Annotated in this window: 13 protein-coding genes; 2 read left to right on the top strand and 11 right to left on the bottom strand. The window is 48.2% G+C overall.

The genetic code is table 11. The features are described from left to right. Positions 1 to 108 precede the first annotated feature (108 nt). The 7 genes from SHEWMR4_RS15285 to SHEWMR4_RS15315 form a co-directional block, all read right to left on the bottom strand. Entirely contained in the window at positions 109 to 924 is an 816-nt protein-coding gene (locus SHEWMR4_RS15285) for an ABC transporter permease subunit (protein WP_011623664.1), read from the bottom strand. After that, on the bottom strand, positions 921 to 1,826 hold the full coding sequence (locus tag SHEWMR4_RS15290) for an ABC transporter permease subunit (protein WP_011623665.1): 906 nt from the start codon (positions 1,824 to 1,826) through the stop codon (positions 921 to 923). The genes SHEWMR4_RS15285 and SHEWMR4_RS15290 overlap by 4 nt, the downstream gene beginning before the upstream one ends. Continuing rightward, entirely contained in the window at positions 1,823 to 2,959 is a 1,137-nt protein-coding gene (gene potA / locus SHEWMR4_RS15295; protein WP_011623666.1) for a polyamine ABC transporter ATP-binding protein, read from the bottom strand. The genes SHEWMR4_RS15290 and potA overlap by 4 nt, the downstream gene beginning before the upstream one ends. 159 nt (positions 2,960 to 3,118) lie before the next feature. Continuing rightward, the gene (locus SHEWMR4_RS15300) at positions 3,119 to 4,219 is read right to left on the bottom strand and encodes a polyamine ABC transporter substrate-binding protein (RefSeq protein WP_041408839.1); all 1,101 of its coding nucleotides are present in this window, start codon (positions 4,217 to 4,219) and stop codon (positions 3,119 to 3,121) included. A gap of 616 nt (positions 4,220 to 4,835) precedes the next feature. Then, on the bottom strand, positions 4,836 to 6,191 hold the full coding sequence (locus SHEWMR4_RS15305; RefSeq protein WP_011623668.1) for a glutamine synthetase family protein: 1,356 nt from the start codon (positions 6,189 to 6,191) through the stop codon (positions 4,836 to 4,838). 1 nt (position 6,192) lies between these two features. Then, positions 6,193 to 6,954, bottom strand: a complete 762-nt coding sequence (locus tag SHEWMR4_RS15310) for a gamma-glutamyl-gamma-aminobutyrate hydrolase family protein (protein WP_011623669.1) — start codon at positions 6,952 to 6,954, stop codon at positions 6,193 to 6,195. Positions 6,955 to 7,346: 392 nt separating this feature from the next. Continuing rightward, positions 7,347 to 7,895 carry a cupin domain-containing protein gene (locus SHEWMR4_RS15315; protein ID WP_039977919.1) on the bottom strand — a complete coding sequence of 183 codons (549 nt, stop codon included), beginning with the start codon at positions 7,893 to 7,895 and terminating at the stop codon, positions 7,347 to 7,349. Positions 7,896 to 8,129: 234 nt separating this feature from the next. Between SHEWMR4_RS15315 and SHEWMR4_RS15320 the strand changes: the two genes are divergently transcribed. Then, positions 8,130 to 9,437, top strand: a complete 1,308-nt coding sequence (locus tag SHEWMR4_RS15320; protein ID WP_011623671.1) for an NAD(P)/FAD-dependent oxidoreductase — start codon at positions 8,130 to 8,132, stop codon at positions 9,435 to 9,437. Between the two features lie 44 nt (positions 9,438 to 9,481). On the opposite strand, the gene SHEWMR4_RS15325 is transcribed toward SHEWMR4_RS15320, so the two are convergent. The 4 genes from SHEWMR4_RS15325 to SHEWMR4_RS15340 all read right to left on the bottom strand — a co-directional run bounded on the left by SHEWMR4_RS15325 (position 9,482) and on the right by SHEWMR4_RS15340 (position 13,136). Next, positions 9,482 to 9,994, bottom strand: coding sequence for a DUF2937 family protein (locus tag SHEWMR4_RS15325; protein WP_011623672.1), 513 nt, complete (start codon positions 9,992 to 9,994; stop codon positions 9,482 to 9,484). 84 nt (positions 9,995 to 10,078) lie between these two features. Then, positions 10,079 to 10,936 (bottom strand): sulfurtransferase, encoded by an 858-nt coding sequence (locus tag SHEWMR4_RS15330; RefSeq protein WP_011623673.1) that lies wholly within the window; start codon positions 10,934 to 10,936, stop codon positions 10,079 to 10,081. A gap of 145 nt (positions 10,937 to 11,081) precedes the next feature. Then, positions 11,082 to 11,447, bottom strand: a complete 366-nt coding sequence (locus SHEWMR4_RS15335; protein WP_374897024.1) for a septal ring lytic transglycosylase RlpA family protein — start codon at positions 11,445 to 11,447, stop codon at positions 11,082 to 11,084. A 192-nt stretch (positions 11,448 to 11,639) separates the two neighbouring features. Then, a complete protein-coding gene (locus tag SHEWMR4_RS15340; protein WP_011623675.1) occupies positions 11,640 to 13,136 on the bottom strand; it encodes an aldehyde dehydrogenase in 1,497 nt (498 codons plus the stop codon). 280 nt (positions 13,137 to 13,416) lie between these two features. On the opposite strand from SHEWMR4_RS15340, the gene SHEWMR4_RS15345 reads away from it, so the two are divergent. Beyond that, complete coding sequence (locus tag SHEWMR4_RS15345) at positions 13,417 to 14,757, top strand: aspartate aminotransferase family protein (RefSeq protein WP_011623676.1); 1,341 nt, start codon at positions 13,417 to 13,419, stop codon at positions 14,755 to 14,757. The last annotated feature ends 24 nt before the right edge of the window (positions 14,758 to 14,781 follow it).

Below are 14,781 nucleotides of genomic sequence, written 5' to 3' on the forward strand. Positions count from 1 at the left end.
AAGAAGACTTGGAGGGCTGAGAGATGGATGGCCTTGGCGATCAAGGCCATCCTTTTAGCGAGAGAAGACAACTCAGTGTTTGTTCGCTCTGTGTTGTATCACCACTTATTAGTTAAGCGGCATACGCTCACGTTTTTCGGCGCGTCTTGCCATATACCAAGACAAGAAGGCGATTAACGATACACATAGAATGATCAGTGTTGCCAAGGCGTTGATCTTAGGCGATACCCCCAAACGCACCGAGGAGAACACCACCATAGGTAAAGTGGTCGCGCCTGGGCCTGAGGCAAAGCTTGCGATCACTAAGTCATCGAGTGATAGACTAAAGGATAACAACCAGCCCGCCACTAATGCCGGTGAAATCATGGGCACAGTGATCAGGAAGAAGGTCTTAAGCGGCGTTGCACCTAAATCCATTGCCGCCTCTTCGATTGACATGTCTAACTCACGCAATCTTGACGACACCACCACAGCCACATAGGCCGCGCAGAAGGTCGAGTGGGCAATCCAAACGGTCACCATGCCGCGCTCTTTCGGCCAACCTAAGAGATCCGCCATATGCACAAATAACAGTAGCAATGACAGACCCGTGATCACCTCAGGCATAACCAAAGGCGCGGTGATCATGTTCGACAAAGTGAGCTTGGCCCAAGAGCGCTTAAATCGCGTCATCACAAAGGCGGCCATAGTGCCGATAATCACCGCCATGGTTGAGCTGTAAAACGCAATCCTAAGGCTGGTCCACACCGCATCGAGAATTTGCTGATCGGCAAATAACTCGCCGTACCATTTAGGTGAAAACCCGCCCCACACTGTCACTAACTTAGATTCGTTAAAAGAATAAATCACTAGGATCAACATAGGTGCGTACAAGAAGAACAAGCCGAACCACAGCATCACCGAAGAAAAACTCAGCTTTTTCATAGGTCTTTCTCCAAACTACGCGCCTGATAGCGATGGAATAAGGTAATAGGAATAATCAAGAGTGCCAGCATCACAATCGCCAGAGATGAGGCCACAGGCCAGTCACGGTTATTGAAGAACTCCTGCCACAGCACTTTACCTATCATCAGAGAATCTGGGCCGCCGAGCAACTCAGGGATCACAAACTCCCCTACCGCAGGAATAAACACCAGCATAGAACCTGCAATCACCCCGCTCTTCGATAACGGGAAAGTGATTTTCCAGAAGGTATTTAAACGGCTCGACCCTAAGTCAGATGCAGCCTCAATCAGGCTCATATCTAACTTCACTAAGGTCGCGTACAGCGGCAAAATCATAAAGGGCAAATAGGCGTAGATAATCCCGATATAAACGGCGATGTTAGTGTTTAAGATTTGCAATGGCTCAGAAATGACTCCTAACCACATCAATGTGTTATTGATAATCCCCGTGTTACTTAAGATCCCCATCCAGGCATAAACGCGGATTAAGAACGAGGTCCAAGAAGGTAACATCACCAATAACAACAGCACGGTTTGCAACCTTGCTGGCGCACGGGCAATGGCATAGGCCATGGGATAACCAATGATCAAACAGCCAATGGTCGAAATAAGCGCCATTTTTAATGAACTGAGATACGCGGTGTAATACAGCGAATCATCAAGTAACATCAAATAGTTACCTAAATGCAGGAAGATGTTTAATACATCATCCGCATATTGGAAGGTCGCCTCGTAGGGCGGAATCGAAATCGCCGCCGTCGAAAAACTGATCTTAAGGACAATGGCAAAGGGCAAGGCGAAGAACAACAACAGCCAAGCGTAGGGGAAGCTAATCGTCCAGAAACGTCCCTTAAGCCATTTTAGTTTTGACTTCATCTTCATGATCTTAACACCACGCCACTGGTGTCCTCCCAGCTGATGAACACTTCATCATCCCATGTCGCATGGTCGGCACGGCGTTCACGGTTGGTCATACTGCATTGCACTATTTGGCCGTTTTCGAGGCGAATGTAGTACACCGAAATGCCACCTAAGTAGGCGATGTCATGCACAATGCCCTTGGCCCAGTTGTACTCGCCCTCGGGTTGCTCGCGGCTGATAATGGTTTTTTCGGGGCGTACCGCTAACCACACATGCTTTTCTTCGGCGCTGGTCGTTACGCCGTAACCCACATAGAAGGGCTGGGCTAAATCATTGGGTTTAATGATGAGGTGGTCGACTTCGTCCACTTCAATCTCGCCGCCAAAGAGGTTCACTGAACCGATAAATTCGGCAATCATGCGGCTGTTAGGACTCTCGTAAATGTCCATAGGTGAGCCAGTTTGGGCAATCCAACCGTCGCTCATAATCGAAATGCGGCCCGCCATGGTCATGGCCTCTTCCTGATCATGGGTCACCATTACACAGGTCACGCCAACACGTTCAAGAATCTCAACCACTTCTAACTGCATTTGAGTACGCAGCTTTTTATCCAGTGCGCCCATAGGCTCATCGAGCAGCAATAATTTAGGACGTTTCGCGAGGGAGCGGGCTAACGCCACCCGTTGACGTTGACCACCGGAAAGCTGATGCGGCTTACGTTTGCCATATTGCTCCATATGCACCAACTTGAGCATTTCTTGCACCCTTTGCTCAATTTCCGCTTTGGGTAACTTATCTTGCTTTAAACCGAAGGCGATATTTTGCGCGACCGTCATATGGGGAAAGAGCGCATAAGACTGGAACATCATGTTGATGGGACGTTCGTAGGGTGGCAAATCGGTAATATCTTCACCATCGAGAAAAATCCGTCCAGAGGTCGGTCTCTCGAACCCCGCGAGCATACGTAATAAGGTCGACTTACCCGAGCCAGAGCCCCCAAGTAAAGCAAAAATCTCACCTTTATTAATCGTCAATGATACGTCGTCAACCGCGCGTACATCGTCGAACAATTTACTGACCCGCTCAATCTTAAGCAGGACTTTTTCTTGCGTCTTTGTAGTGGGTTTGTTGGTGACGCCCGAGGTGCTTGCCATAGTACTTCTCCACCCGAGTATTGATGCGACAAGGCGTTCAATACTTGAGATTTACACAATGAATTAATGAATAGAGATAAAATCTGTAGGCCGAATGCTCAAGGAGCAAGGCAATGTCTGTGCGATTAAAAGGGGCAAGCAATGCTTGCCCCATCTCGATTATTGGCCAGACTTCACTTTGGTCCAGACGCGGGTTAATACGCGTTGGATTTTCAATGGACGGATTTCGCCAATATACAATTTATCCAACACTTCTTTTGGCGGATAAATCGCAGGGTCATTGCGAATCGCTTCATCAACTAAAGGCTGTGCTGGGTCGTTAGGGTTCGCATAAGCCACATAGTTAGAGATAGGCGCAATCACTTCTGGACGAAGTAAGTAGTTGATAAGTTTATGAGCATTTTCAACGTTAGCCGCATCCGCAGGGATAGCTAACATATCGAACCACAGGTTCGCGCCTTCTTTTGGAATCGAGTAACCAATCTTATTACCGTTACCCGCTTCATCGGCACGGGCCGCAGCTTGGAATACGTCACCTGAGAAGCCGAACGCCACACAGATATCCCCGTTTGCGAGATCAGAGATATAGCGTGATGAGTGGAAATAAGTCACGTAAGGGCGAATTTTTTCGAGTAATTCACCTGCTTTTTCATAGTCTTCGGCTTTCGTGCTGTTAGGGTCAAGACCTAGGTAGATCATCGCCTGTGGCACCATATCATCGGCCGAATCCAGCATAGCAAAGCCACACTTAGAGATTTTTTCAGCATATTTTGGGTTAAAGATCAGCTCCATTGAATCAAATGGCGCATCTTCACCTACCGCGGCTTTCACTTTATCGATGTTGTAACCGATACCATTGGTACCCCAAAGGTAAGGCACGGCATATTGGTTACCAGGATCAGCCTTCTCTAACTGTTTCATCAGATCGGCATTGAGGTTTTTAAAGTTGCTGAGTTTAGAGCGGTCTAGCGGCTTGAATGCGCCAGCCTTAATTTGTTTAGCGAGGAAATGGTTAGATGGAACCACGATGTCGTAACCACTGCGGCCAGACAGTAACTTGGCTTCCAGCACTTCGTTACTATCAAACACATCGTAAATCACCCGAATGCCCGTCTCTTTCTTGAAGTTTTCTAAGGTATCTTCGGCGATATAATCAGACCAGTTATATACGCGCACTACTTCTTCAGCTTGAGCAGCAACGCTTGCGAGGGCGCCCGCGGTTACTAAAGCCAAAGTCGTCATCTTATTAAATAGCTTCATGCTTTCTCCTTTCTCGGGTAGCAGAATTGCCTTTAACAATTCTGAAATTGTGTCACCGACCATCTGCTCGGTTATTGTTGTTATTCTCGACCAATGCTACACCTTAAAAACCGCATCGGCAGTCTCTACAGCACCATAATGCCTTCATCTCTAGGTGGCTGCAATGAATGGGAGTATCAGATTTCATGCCAAATTTGTCGATTTACCCACTTGCATTAACAAGCACAAAAAAAGACTAGATATTTGTACGCCCTACATCTTGCAACATTCAGGCAAATGCCTCAAGCCCCTAGAAAAACCGCTGAAACCATCTCAGGAAAACTCTTTTAAACCTTAACTAACAGCGAGTTACAAATCGCTTCATTCAAATGAATTTATGTATTGGCAACCAATGTACAAAATTATCATCGCTTTGAGTTCATTGAATGAGATTTCACAGCACGACTCAGTTACCGTAAAGCATACGTAAGCATTTCAATTTAAAAGCACTCTGCACCAAAGTTAAGCAAACTCACCGAATTGGTGCAGAGTATTTTTACTGATTGTTCAAATATTCCCGCTATCTTGACCCTAAATCCGTTAAGGCCGTGACAGTTTTGAACAAAAACAGTGCAAATTACACACTGAGTAACAGGAACTCACGCTCCCACGAACTCACGACACGGCGGAAGTTTTCAAGCTCGGCCTGTTTGACCGCCACAAAGCCGGTAGTAAAGGCTTCACCTAAATATTCCTTACAGGCATCACTCTCTTCCATCGCCGCTAACGCTTCTTCTAAGGTCAACGGCAGGCAATGTGGATTGTTGCTACGGCTTTCGTTCGATTTACCCTGTACTGGTGTCGAAGGTTTTAACCCTTCCACCATACCGATGTAACCGCAGAGTAAGCTCGCCGCGATGGCTAAATAGCAGTTTGCATCCGCCCCAGGAATACGGTTTTCAATGCGGCGGTTTTGCGGTGAAGACTCAGGAATACGCAGGCCGCAGGTTCTGTTCTCAACGCCCCATTCCAAGTTTACTGGCGCAGAGGTGCCCGGTAAGAAACGGCGGAACGAGTTGGCATTAGGAGCCATCAACGGCAAGAGTTCAGGAATAAACTTCTGTAAACCAGCGATATAGCTCAGGAATAATGGGCTTTGAGTACCGTCTTCATTGGTGAAGATGTTTTTGCCTGTTTCCTTATTAATCACGCTTTGATGAATGTGCATGGCACTGCCAGGCTCATCGGTCACAGGTTTAGCCATAAAGGTGGCGCACACATTGTGCTTTAATGCCGCCTCACGCAGGGTACGCTTGAATACAAACACCTGATCCGCAAGAGATAATGGATTACCATGGCTGAAGTTAATCTCCATTTGCGCTGGGCCGTCTTCGTGGATCAGCGTATCGATATCTAAACCTTGCAGCTCGCACCAGTCGTACATATCTTCGAAAAGCGGGTCGTATTCGTTAGCCGCATCAATCGAGAAAGACTGACGTCCCGCTTCGGGTCTGCCCGAGCGACCAATAGGTGGCTTAAGGGGTAAATCGTGGTCATCGCTACGGCTGGTGAGATAAAACTCCATCTCAGGTGCAATAACTGGCTCCCAGCCTTTTTGCTCGTATAGCGAAAGCACTTTCTTCAACACGTTACGTGGCGATAATTCGATGGGATTGCCCATTCTGTCGTAGCAATCGTGGATCACTTGAGCTGTGGCTTCAATGGTCCAAGGCAGCATAAACACGGCATTTTCATCGGGGACACAGACAAAATCGATGTCGGCGTCGTCGAGCAAACTGTAATAAATATCATCGTCAACAAAGTCACCGGTCACGGTTTGCAGCAACACGCTTTCGGGTAAACGCATGCCTTTTTCATCGAGGAATTTATCCACTGGGGCAATTTTTCCGCGGGCGATACCTGTCATATCGCTGATAACACATTCGACTTCTGTGATTTTTCGTTCTTTTAAAAAAGCGATTAGCTTATTCATTTTATTTCACTCGAGTTGTAGCCCTACGACGGCATGCATCACCAAAGGCATTGAATATAGAGAGGAAAAATGGGTTTTCGCTCACCTTCCATTCAGGATGCCATTGCACACCGAGGGCAAATTCATTTGCGTCTATAACGGAGAAGGCCTCCACTAGACCATCTGGAGCATAAGCTTCTGGCCGCAACCCAATCCCAAGACGCTCCACGCCCTGGGTATGTACAGAGTTTACCTCTGCCGAGTTACGGCCCCAGGCCTCGTAAATGACCCCCCCAGGCTCCACAGTAATACTGTGGGATGGCCCATATTGCACCTCTAACGAGGCCTCTTTATCTTCTCTGTGTTCAATAAAACCGCCCACTTCGTGCAACTTCTGATGCAGACTGCCACCAAAAGCGACGTTCATCTCTTGAAAGCCACGACAAATCCCAAGCACAGGCACACCCGCCGCAATGGCCGCACGGATCAGCGGTAAGGTGGTAGCATCGCGTTTGGGATCGTGGTGAGTACCGACTTCACTCGGTTCACCCGCATAGAGATGGGGTTCAACATTCGAAGGCGAACCAGTAAAGAGAATGCCATCGAGACTTGCCAGAATCGCCTCAATAGGTTGTTCAGCACCTAATGAGGGGATCACTAAGGGCCAGCCCTTAGCACCATTCACTACACCTAAGAGGTATTTTTCACCAACAATATTAAAGGGATGTGATCCCAATTGTTGATTACACGCAATAACACCAATAAGGGGCAACTCGACAGACATAACTCACCTTCACCTTGAATGACTGCATAATGAACATGTTAAGTTTTAATGTTCATTTTTTCACACAGTACACCGAATTTTAACCTCAGGCAAGAGGTTAAACACTTGTTAATGATCGTTTAGTTGCAAGACAGCATTTTGGGATGTAATACAGGAAATTAGGGGGCATTGTGTTGCCTAAGGGTAACAGAATCGGCTTATAGCGGTTGTTTATGATGAAAACTAGGCAAAGATAATCAGAGCTGATTTAGAGTCATTTGAAAAATATTATTTACACTTTGAAAAATATTTTGTAATCCAAAGCCAGTTTGATGCGAGGTAGATAAGGGGGAAATCTCAAGATGGCGCCATCCTAGACAATCTAGGACAGCGCTCTGCGACTAGCTATGCGATTAGAAATTCGCTGGCGTTGTTGCACTGACCAGTCGACAGGGTTCATCGAAAGGGTTACGAAATCTATGGGGTAATTCACTGTTAAAATAGTAACTATCACCCGCTTCTAAGATATAAACCTCATCGCCAACGGTCAGTTCGAATTTGCCTTCGATCACCATGGCCGCCTCTTCACCTTCGTGTTTCAGCATTTCCTCGCCCGTATCCGAACCCGGTGGGTAGGTTTCACTCATCACCGACATGGCACGATTGGGAAAGTCGCGGCCAATCAACTTAAATTCTAACGGCCCTGTACCTATATCGAGGAGTTCATCGGAGCGATAAACTACTTTTTGCTCACTCTCAATCGAGGCTTCAATCGAGAAAAAATCCACTAAAGACATAGGGATACCCGACAATACCTTTTTCAAAGAACTGACGGATGGGCTAACACTGTTTTTTTCGATCATTGAAATTGTACTGTTAGTCACACCAGCACGCTTAGCCAGCTCACGCTGGGATAAGCCTTTCATTTTTCGAACAGTTCTGAGACTGGCTCCAATATCCAAATTTCGCATCTCCCCAAAGGATCGGTTGCCCCGATAGATGAAGAACAGGTTGTTCAGGATAAACATCATCCCAAACACATTTTAGCCCTAAAAGCGTGAGTTTAATCGCTTCCGTTGTATTCTATCTAAAAAGTGTGTTAAATAAAATGCACACTTTTTAGCAGTATCACAAAAGTGTGATGAGTATACTGGGACAAGCCCAATTTACAATAAAAACAATTTTTTGGAGCTCAAATGACCACCAAACCTCCCGTTCATAGTGAACAATATCCCCAGTCTTATTATGTTGATACTGCAAAAGAAATTTACGCTCATCCCCAACTTGAGGGTAAGGTAAGCACCGACGTTTGCATTATCGGCGGTGGTTTCAGTGGTATTAACACAGCTATCGAACTGCGGCAAAAAGGCCTAAACGTAGTGCTACTCGAGGCCAAGCGCATAGGCTGGGGCGCCTCAGGGCGTAATGGTGGCGAGCTGATCCGCGGTATTGGCCATGATCCTGCGCAATTTATCAATGAGATAGGTCAAGAAGGCGTGAGCGCCATTGAGCAAATGGGGTTTGAAGCGGTAGAGATCGTGCGAAATCGGATCCAGACCCATCACATCGATTGCGATTTACAAATGGGCTATTGCGATCTTGCAGTTAAACCTCGGCATATGCTCGAACTAGAACAAGAGTTCGACCATCTTAAACACCTTGGATATCAGCATGAAATCAAACTATTAACTCAGTCTCAGCTCGGAGAAGTTATCGGCTCAGACTTTTACCAAGGCGCCCTAGTCGACATGGGCAGCGGTCATTTACATCCACTGAATTTGGCCTTGGGCGAGGCTCGTGTTGCCCGAGAATTGGGCGCTCAATTATTTGAATACAGCGCCGCAGAAAAGATTATTCCTGGGGATAAACCGCGAGTATTAACGGCAAAAGGCGAAGTGACTTGCCAATATGTGGTGCTCGCTGGCAACGCTTATATTGGCCATAAATTGAATAGCTACATCGGCGGTAAAGTACTGCCCGCGGGGAGTTACTTGCTTGCAACCGAGCCACTGACAGAAGCGCAATGCCAAAGCATTATCCCGCAAAATATGGCCTTTGCAGACATGCGAATCGCCTTAGATTACTTCCACTTATCGGCGGATAGACGCTTGCTCTTCGGCGGACTTTGTACTTATTCAGGCAAAGATCCTAAGGATATTGAAGCAGCGCTCAGACCGAACCTTGAGAAGGTATTCCCACAGTTAAAAGGCGTACGCATCGATTACGAATGGGGCGGCATGATAGGCATTGGCGCCAACCGTATGCCCCAAATCGGTCGCCTCCCCGATGCGAGTAATATTTTTTACGCCCAAGCCTACGCAGGCCACGGCGTCAATGCCACCCATATGGCCGCCAAACTGCTCGCCGAAGCCATATGTCAGCAGGCGGGATATTTTGATGTGTTCGCTAAAATCAAGCATATGACCTTCCCCGGCGGCCCCACATTCCGCTCGCCCATGCTGGCAGCGGGCATGCTATACCACAGGTTTAAAGACTTATTCTGAGGTTTGTCCTGTCGTTGGATAAGCGAGCAAGCTATCCAACGGCACTAAATGGCGCGGACAGCGTTAAGGCGTTTGCGGCGCCTTGACCACAGAATAAAAGGCAGCGAGCCAAAATAATGCACGACTAACGCCACCAGCACGCCAAAAGCGATCCCACTGGTGGTTAACGGGATGCCAGGCTTAAAGTTAACTATGGTTTGCTGTAAATATTCAAAACGAGCTGGATTAAACATATAGGCGGTTTTCTCGAAGAGATTCCCCTGCGCAAAGGTCTGCATTCCCTGCTGCAACGCTTGATACAAGGCTAGCGTCTGGCGCTTTTGCTCGGCATCCGCCCTGACGCTAGGCTCCTCGTTTTGCAAATGGCGGGCAATCATGGTTTCGACATCGCCGTAGTGATATTCCTTCGCCGTGGCCTCGTAGCCCTCAACTTGCCATTGAGTCGACGTATAGAGCCCCGCCAAAAATTGCTGATAATGATCGGCTAATTGGGGAAGTTGCAGCGCAATCACTAAGATAAAGCCGAAAATCAGCTTATCGAACAACCGGGTTATCATGGCAAACTCCTTGATAAGTCAAAGGATATATCACTGCCAATGGAGTGCTGCAGAGTGTCCTGCTCAGCACTCCTGCATCAACGCCTATTGCGCTATGGGTAAATCGCTGCGACTGCCCCAGTCTGCCCATGAGCCATCGTAGAGCACAGCATCGTCATGGCCAGAAGCGAGTGACGCTAAGATTAGGATACAGGCGGTAATGCCCGAACCACAGCTGAAAATCCTTAACGATTTATCGCCAGCAAGCCCTTGAAACAGGGTTTGTAATTCGGCCGAACTTTTGATTTTGAAGCCATCGAGCACCTCTGCAAAAGGTAAATTAACCGAATGGGGAATATGCCCACTACGCACACCAGGGCGTGGCTCACTCACTTGGCCGAAAAAGCGCGCGGCGCCGCGGGCATCGATAATCGCGCTGCCGCTATCATCAAGCTTGGCAAACACGGCCTCGGCATCCATCACCTTGGCAGGCTGATATTCCAAAACGGCAGTGAGTTCCTCACTATCGCTTGCACCATAATCTATCCCTTCTTCCTGATAGCGGGGTGAGGTGACTCTGTCTTCAGCCATCCATTGGGGTAAACCACCGTCGAGCACGTACACACGGTGAAATCCCATTACCTTGAATATCCACCAAGCGCGCGGAGATGAATAAATCCCTTGATTATCATAGATAACCACCACGCTTTGCGGGTCTATTCCGAGCTTGGCAATGCCTTCTACAAACTGTTCAAACCTTGGTAAGGCGTGGATTTGAGAAGAGGTTTTATCGCAAAAATCCGTTTCGACATCAAAGCGCCTCGAGCGCGGAATGCACACAGGTTCGGAATAGAGGATAGGCTCTTTACCCAACACCACGGCCATGCTGGCATCGAGTAACACGAGATCTGGCGAGGTAAGGTGCTCTTCGAGCCATTGAGTACTCACGAGAGGATATTCCATTGGCTGTCCTTATTCTGATTCCCAACTGGGATAATGACTTATCAGCCTGCGTTTTGCTGCACATGCTAAAACCCAAGCGCTATTAAAACCATTCGAACTGATACTGTTTCGGTAAAGCACACATGGCAAGCTCATTGAGAGTCGATTACTGACTCGCCGCTTGAATCACTTCAATTTTGACATCTAATAAACCCGCCGAAGTATTGCCTATGCTGCTAAATGCGGATTTGGACAAATCTATAATTCGGCCCCGCACGAAAGGCCCTCTGTCGTTAACCTTAACCACAACCGTTTTACCGTTCTTAAGATTTGTAACTTTAACCACTGAACCAAAAGGAATTTCCTTATGTGCGGCCGTTTTTAATTTATGGTTATAACGCTCACCGCTGGCGGTTTTCTTATTTTGATGTTTATCGCCGTAGAAAGAGGCTTGGCCAGACTCGGTAAACCCCTGCCAGCTTCCCGAATGGGTAGAAGAACACCCTGACAAGGCCAAGGTGACTAGCAGCATTAAGGTCAAAGATAAGTATTTGAGACTCACAGAACATCCCTTAGCAAATGAGTTCATCATCCGAGCAATGTACAGCAAAAATCCCTAAGAGGCACCCTTGCGCCACTTTATCCATTTAATTAGAGGGTTAACCAGAAAAAATAAAGCCCCTTTCGAATCGGCGTAAAGAGGCTTGAGAGGGAGTCAAACGACTTAGAGGACTATCCAAGTCGCCTTGATTTCGGTGTATTTATCGAAGGAGTGCATGGATTTATCGCGGCCATTGCCCGACTGTTTGTAACCACCGAAAGGCGCCGTCATATCGCCACCATCATAATGGTTAATCCACACCATACCCGAACGCAGTGCCTTGGCGGTTTTGTGCGCCTTGCTGATATCCGCCGTCCACACGCCAGCAGCTAAGCCGTAAATGGTGTCATTGGCTATCGCAATCGCCTCGTCCATGCCATTGAATTCAATGACAGATAACACTGGGCCAAAGATTTCCTCGCTGGCGATTTTCATCTTGTTGTGTACTTGGCTAAAGATAGTGGGCTGCACATACACGCCGCCCGTTTCGGCCAGCACTTGCTGTCCACCATGGACTAAACTGGCGCCTTCATCTTGACCCGCCTTGATATAGCTTAAGATGGTATCTAGTTGTTGCTTATCGACCACAGCGCCGCTAACGGTAGCGGGATCCAGCGGATGCCCGGGCTGCCACGAGGCGAGTTCTTCAGCAATCAGCGCAATCAATTGCTCTTTAACCCCAGATTCCACCAGCAAACGCGAGCCTGCGGTACAGACTTCACCTTGGTTAAAGGCAATGGCTTCGGCGGCCGCCACCGCCGCCGCTTTAAGATCGGGCGCATCGTTAAATACAATGTTCGGGCTCTTACCACCAGCCTCGAGCCACACCCGCTTCATATTCGATTCGCCCGCATAAATCATTAATTGCTTAGCGATTTTTGTTGAGCCAGTAAAGACTAAGGTATCGACATCCATATGCAGCGCCAGTGCCTTACCGACCGTATGCCCATAACCTGGCAGTACGTTTAGCACGCCCTTAGGGATCCCGGCCTGTACCGCAAGTTCAGCGATACGAATGGCCGTTAAGGGGGATTTCTCAGAGGGTTTAAGAATAACGCTGTTGCCCGTCGCCAGCGCTGGCCCCAGCTTCCAACAGGCCATCAATAACGGGAAGTTCCAAGGCACAATCGCCGCCACCACGCCTACGGGTTCGCGGGTGATCATGCCGATTTCATTATGTGCCGTAGGTGCCAGCTCATCGTAGAGTTTATCAACAGCCTCACCCGACCAACGGATAGCACGGGCGGCGCCGGCAATATCTACCGCCTTTGAAAAACGGATTGGCTTACCCATGTCCAAGGTTTCTAACAGGGCGAGTTCATTGGCGTTTTCTTCCAATAACTCGGCAAAACGGATCATCACTTGCTTACGTTTAACGGGAGCTGTCTTTGACCATACGCCAGATTCAAACACCTCACGGGCATTAGCGACGGCAATATTGGCGTCCATCAGATCGCAACTGGCGACCTTGGCTAATACGCGTCCGTCGATTGGGCTGACACAATCAAAGGTGCTGCCCGCTGCCGCATCGCGGTATTCGCCATTGATATAAGCCTTGCCATTGATTGCTAGGCTAGCAGCGAGGCTTTCCCAATCACTCCGTTTTTTAGGTGTACTCATGATGACCTCTTAATCGTTTGTATTTGTTTATTTTAGCTTTATTGGGATGAGGGCTATCTCGACGGCCAAATGCCAAAGATGACCTAAGTCGTTAACTGCTGCTTAGATTACGCTGTTCAATCATTAATATTCAATATTTTTTACAAAAATAGCATTTTTGCCACAAATAACTGCACACACCTCTTCCATGTTCATTATTTCTAACATAGCATAGCAAATATTAGCCACCCTTAACGAAGACCTGACCTCATTTAACAAGGAAAAGGACAAGGTAAACACTATGGCCGATTCACCCTACAACACAACGCATGAGCATCCTTCTCTCGAACATTATTGGATGCCCTTTACCGCCAACCGCCAGTTTAAAGCTAGCCCTCGCCTGCTCGCCCAAGCAGAAGGCATGTATTACACGGATATCAATGGCAACAAGGTATTAGACTCAACGGCTGGCTTGTGGTGTTGTAACGCCGGCCATGGACGCCGTGAGATCAGCGAAGCCGTTAGCAAGCAAATTCGCGAGATGGATTACGCGCCGTCCTTCCAAATGGGTCATCCCCTCGCCTTCGAACTCGCCGAGCGGTTAACTGAACTCAGCCCTGAAGGACTCAATAAGGTCTTCTTTACCAACTCTGGATCAGAGTCCGTCGATACCGCGCTTAAAATGGCACTCTGTTACCACAGAGCCAATGGCCAAGCATCGCGCACCCGTTTTATTGGCCGTGAGCTGGGCTACCATGGCGTAGGATTTGGTGGCATTTCAGTGGGGGGCTTGAGCAATAACCGTAAAGCCTTTAGTGGCCAACTGCTGCAAGGCGTGGATCACCTGCCGCACACCTTAGATATTCAAAATTCAGCCTTTAGCCGTGGCTTACCTAGCCTAGGTGCCGAAAAAGCCGAAGTATTAGAACAACTCGTCACACTCCACGGCGCTGAGAATATTGCCGCCGTTATCGTTGAACCTATGTCGGGTTCGGCGGGGGTGATTTTACCGCCACAGGGTTACTTAAAGCGCCTACGCGAAATCACCCAAAAGCACGGCATCCTGTTGATTTTTGATGAGGTGATCACTGCCTTTGGTCGCGTCGGCGCCGCCTTTGCCAGCCAGCGCTGGGGCGTTATCCCCGACATAATCACTACGGCCAAGGCCATCAATAATGGCGCAATTCCAATGGGCGCCGTGTTTGTGCAGGATTTTATTCACGATACCTGTATGCAAGGCCCCACCGAACTCATCGAGTTTTTCCACGGTTATACCTATTCAGGGCATCCAGTAGCGGCGGCCGCGGCGCTCGCTACGCTGTCCATCTATGAAAACGAACAGCTATTTGAACGCAGCTTCGAACTTGAGCGTTATTTCGAGGATGCCGTTCACAGCCTCAAAGGTTTGCCGAATGTGATTGATATCCGCAACACTGGATTGGTCGCAGGCTTCCAACTCGCGCCGAATAGCCAAGGCGTAGGTAAACGAGGTTACAGCGTGTTCGAGCATTGTTTCCATCAAGGCACGCTCGTGCGGGCGACGGGCGATATTATCGCCATCTCCCCACCGTTAATCGTAGATAAACATCAAATAGACCAAATAGTTAACAGCCTAAGCGATGCAATTCGCGCCGTAGGATGATGCACAATTTTTTATCTAACGCCC

It is taken from the genome of Shewanella sp. MR-4 (assembly GCF_000014685.1).
Classification (GTDB): Bacteria; Pseudomonadota; Gammaproteobacteria; order Enterobacterales; family Shewanellaceae; genus Shewanella.

Coding starts and splice junctions, on each gene's coding strand:
- SHEWMR4_RS15305 (WP_011623668.1), bottom strand. CDS start 6,191: ATGAATAAGCTAATCGCTTTTTTAAAAGAACGAAAAATCACAGAAGTC.
- SHEWMR4_RS15340 (WP_011623675.1), bottom strand. CDS start 13,136: ATGAGTACACCTAAAAAACGGAGTGATTGGGAAAGCCTCGCTGCTAGC.
- SHEWMR4_RS15300 (WP_041408839.1), bottom strand. CDS start 4,219: ATGAAGCTATTTAATAAGATGACGACTTTGGCTTTAGTAACCGCGGGC.
- SHEWMR4_RS15285 (WP_011623664.1), bottom strand. CDS start 924: ATGAAAAAGCTGAGTTTTTCTTCGGTGATGCTGTGGTTCGGCTTGTTC.
- SHEWMR4_RS15335 (WP_374897024.1), bottom strand. CDS start 11,447: ATGCTGCTAGTCACCTTGGCCTTGTCAGGGTGTTCTTCTACCCATTCG.
- SHEWMR4_RS15345 (WP_011623676.1), top strand. CDS start 13,417: ATGGCCGATTCACCCTACAACACAACGCATGAGCATCCTTCTCTCGAA.
- potA (WP_011623666.1), bottom strand. CDS start 2,959: ATGGCAAGCACCTCGGGCGTCACCAACAAACCCACTACAAAGACGCAA.
- SHEWMR4_RS15290 (WP_011623665.1), bottom strand. CDS start 1,826: ATGAAGATGAAGTCAAAACTAAAATGGCTTAAGGGACGTTTCTGGACG.
- SHEWMR4_RS15325 (WP_011623672.1), bottom strand. CDS start 9,994: ATGATAACCCGGTTGTTCGATAAGCTGATTTTCGGCTTTATCTTAGTG.
- SHEWMR4_RS15320 (WP_011623671.1), top strand. CDS start 8,130: ATGACCACCAAACCTCCCGTTCATAGTGAACAATATCCCCAGTCTTAT.
- SHEWMR4_RS15330 (WP_011623673.1), bottom strand. CDS start 10,936: ATGGAATATCCTCTCGTGAGTACTCAATGGCTCGAAGAGCACCTTACC.
- SHEWMR4_RS15310 (WP_011623669.1), bottom strand. CDS start 6,954: ATGTCTGTCGAGTTGCCCCTTATTGGTGTTATTGCGTGTAATCAACAA.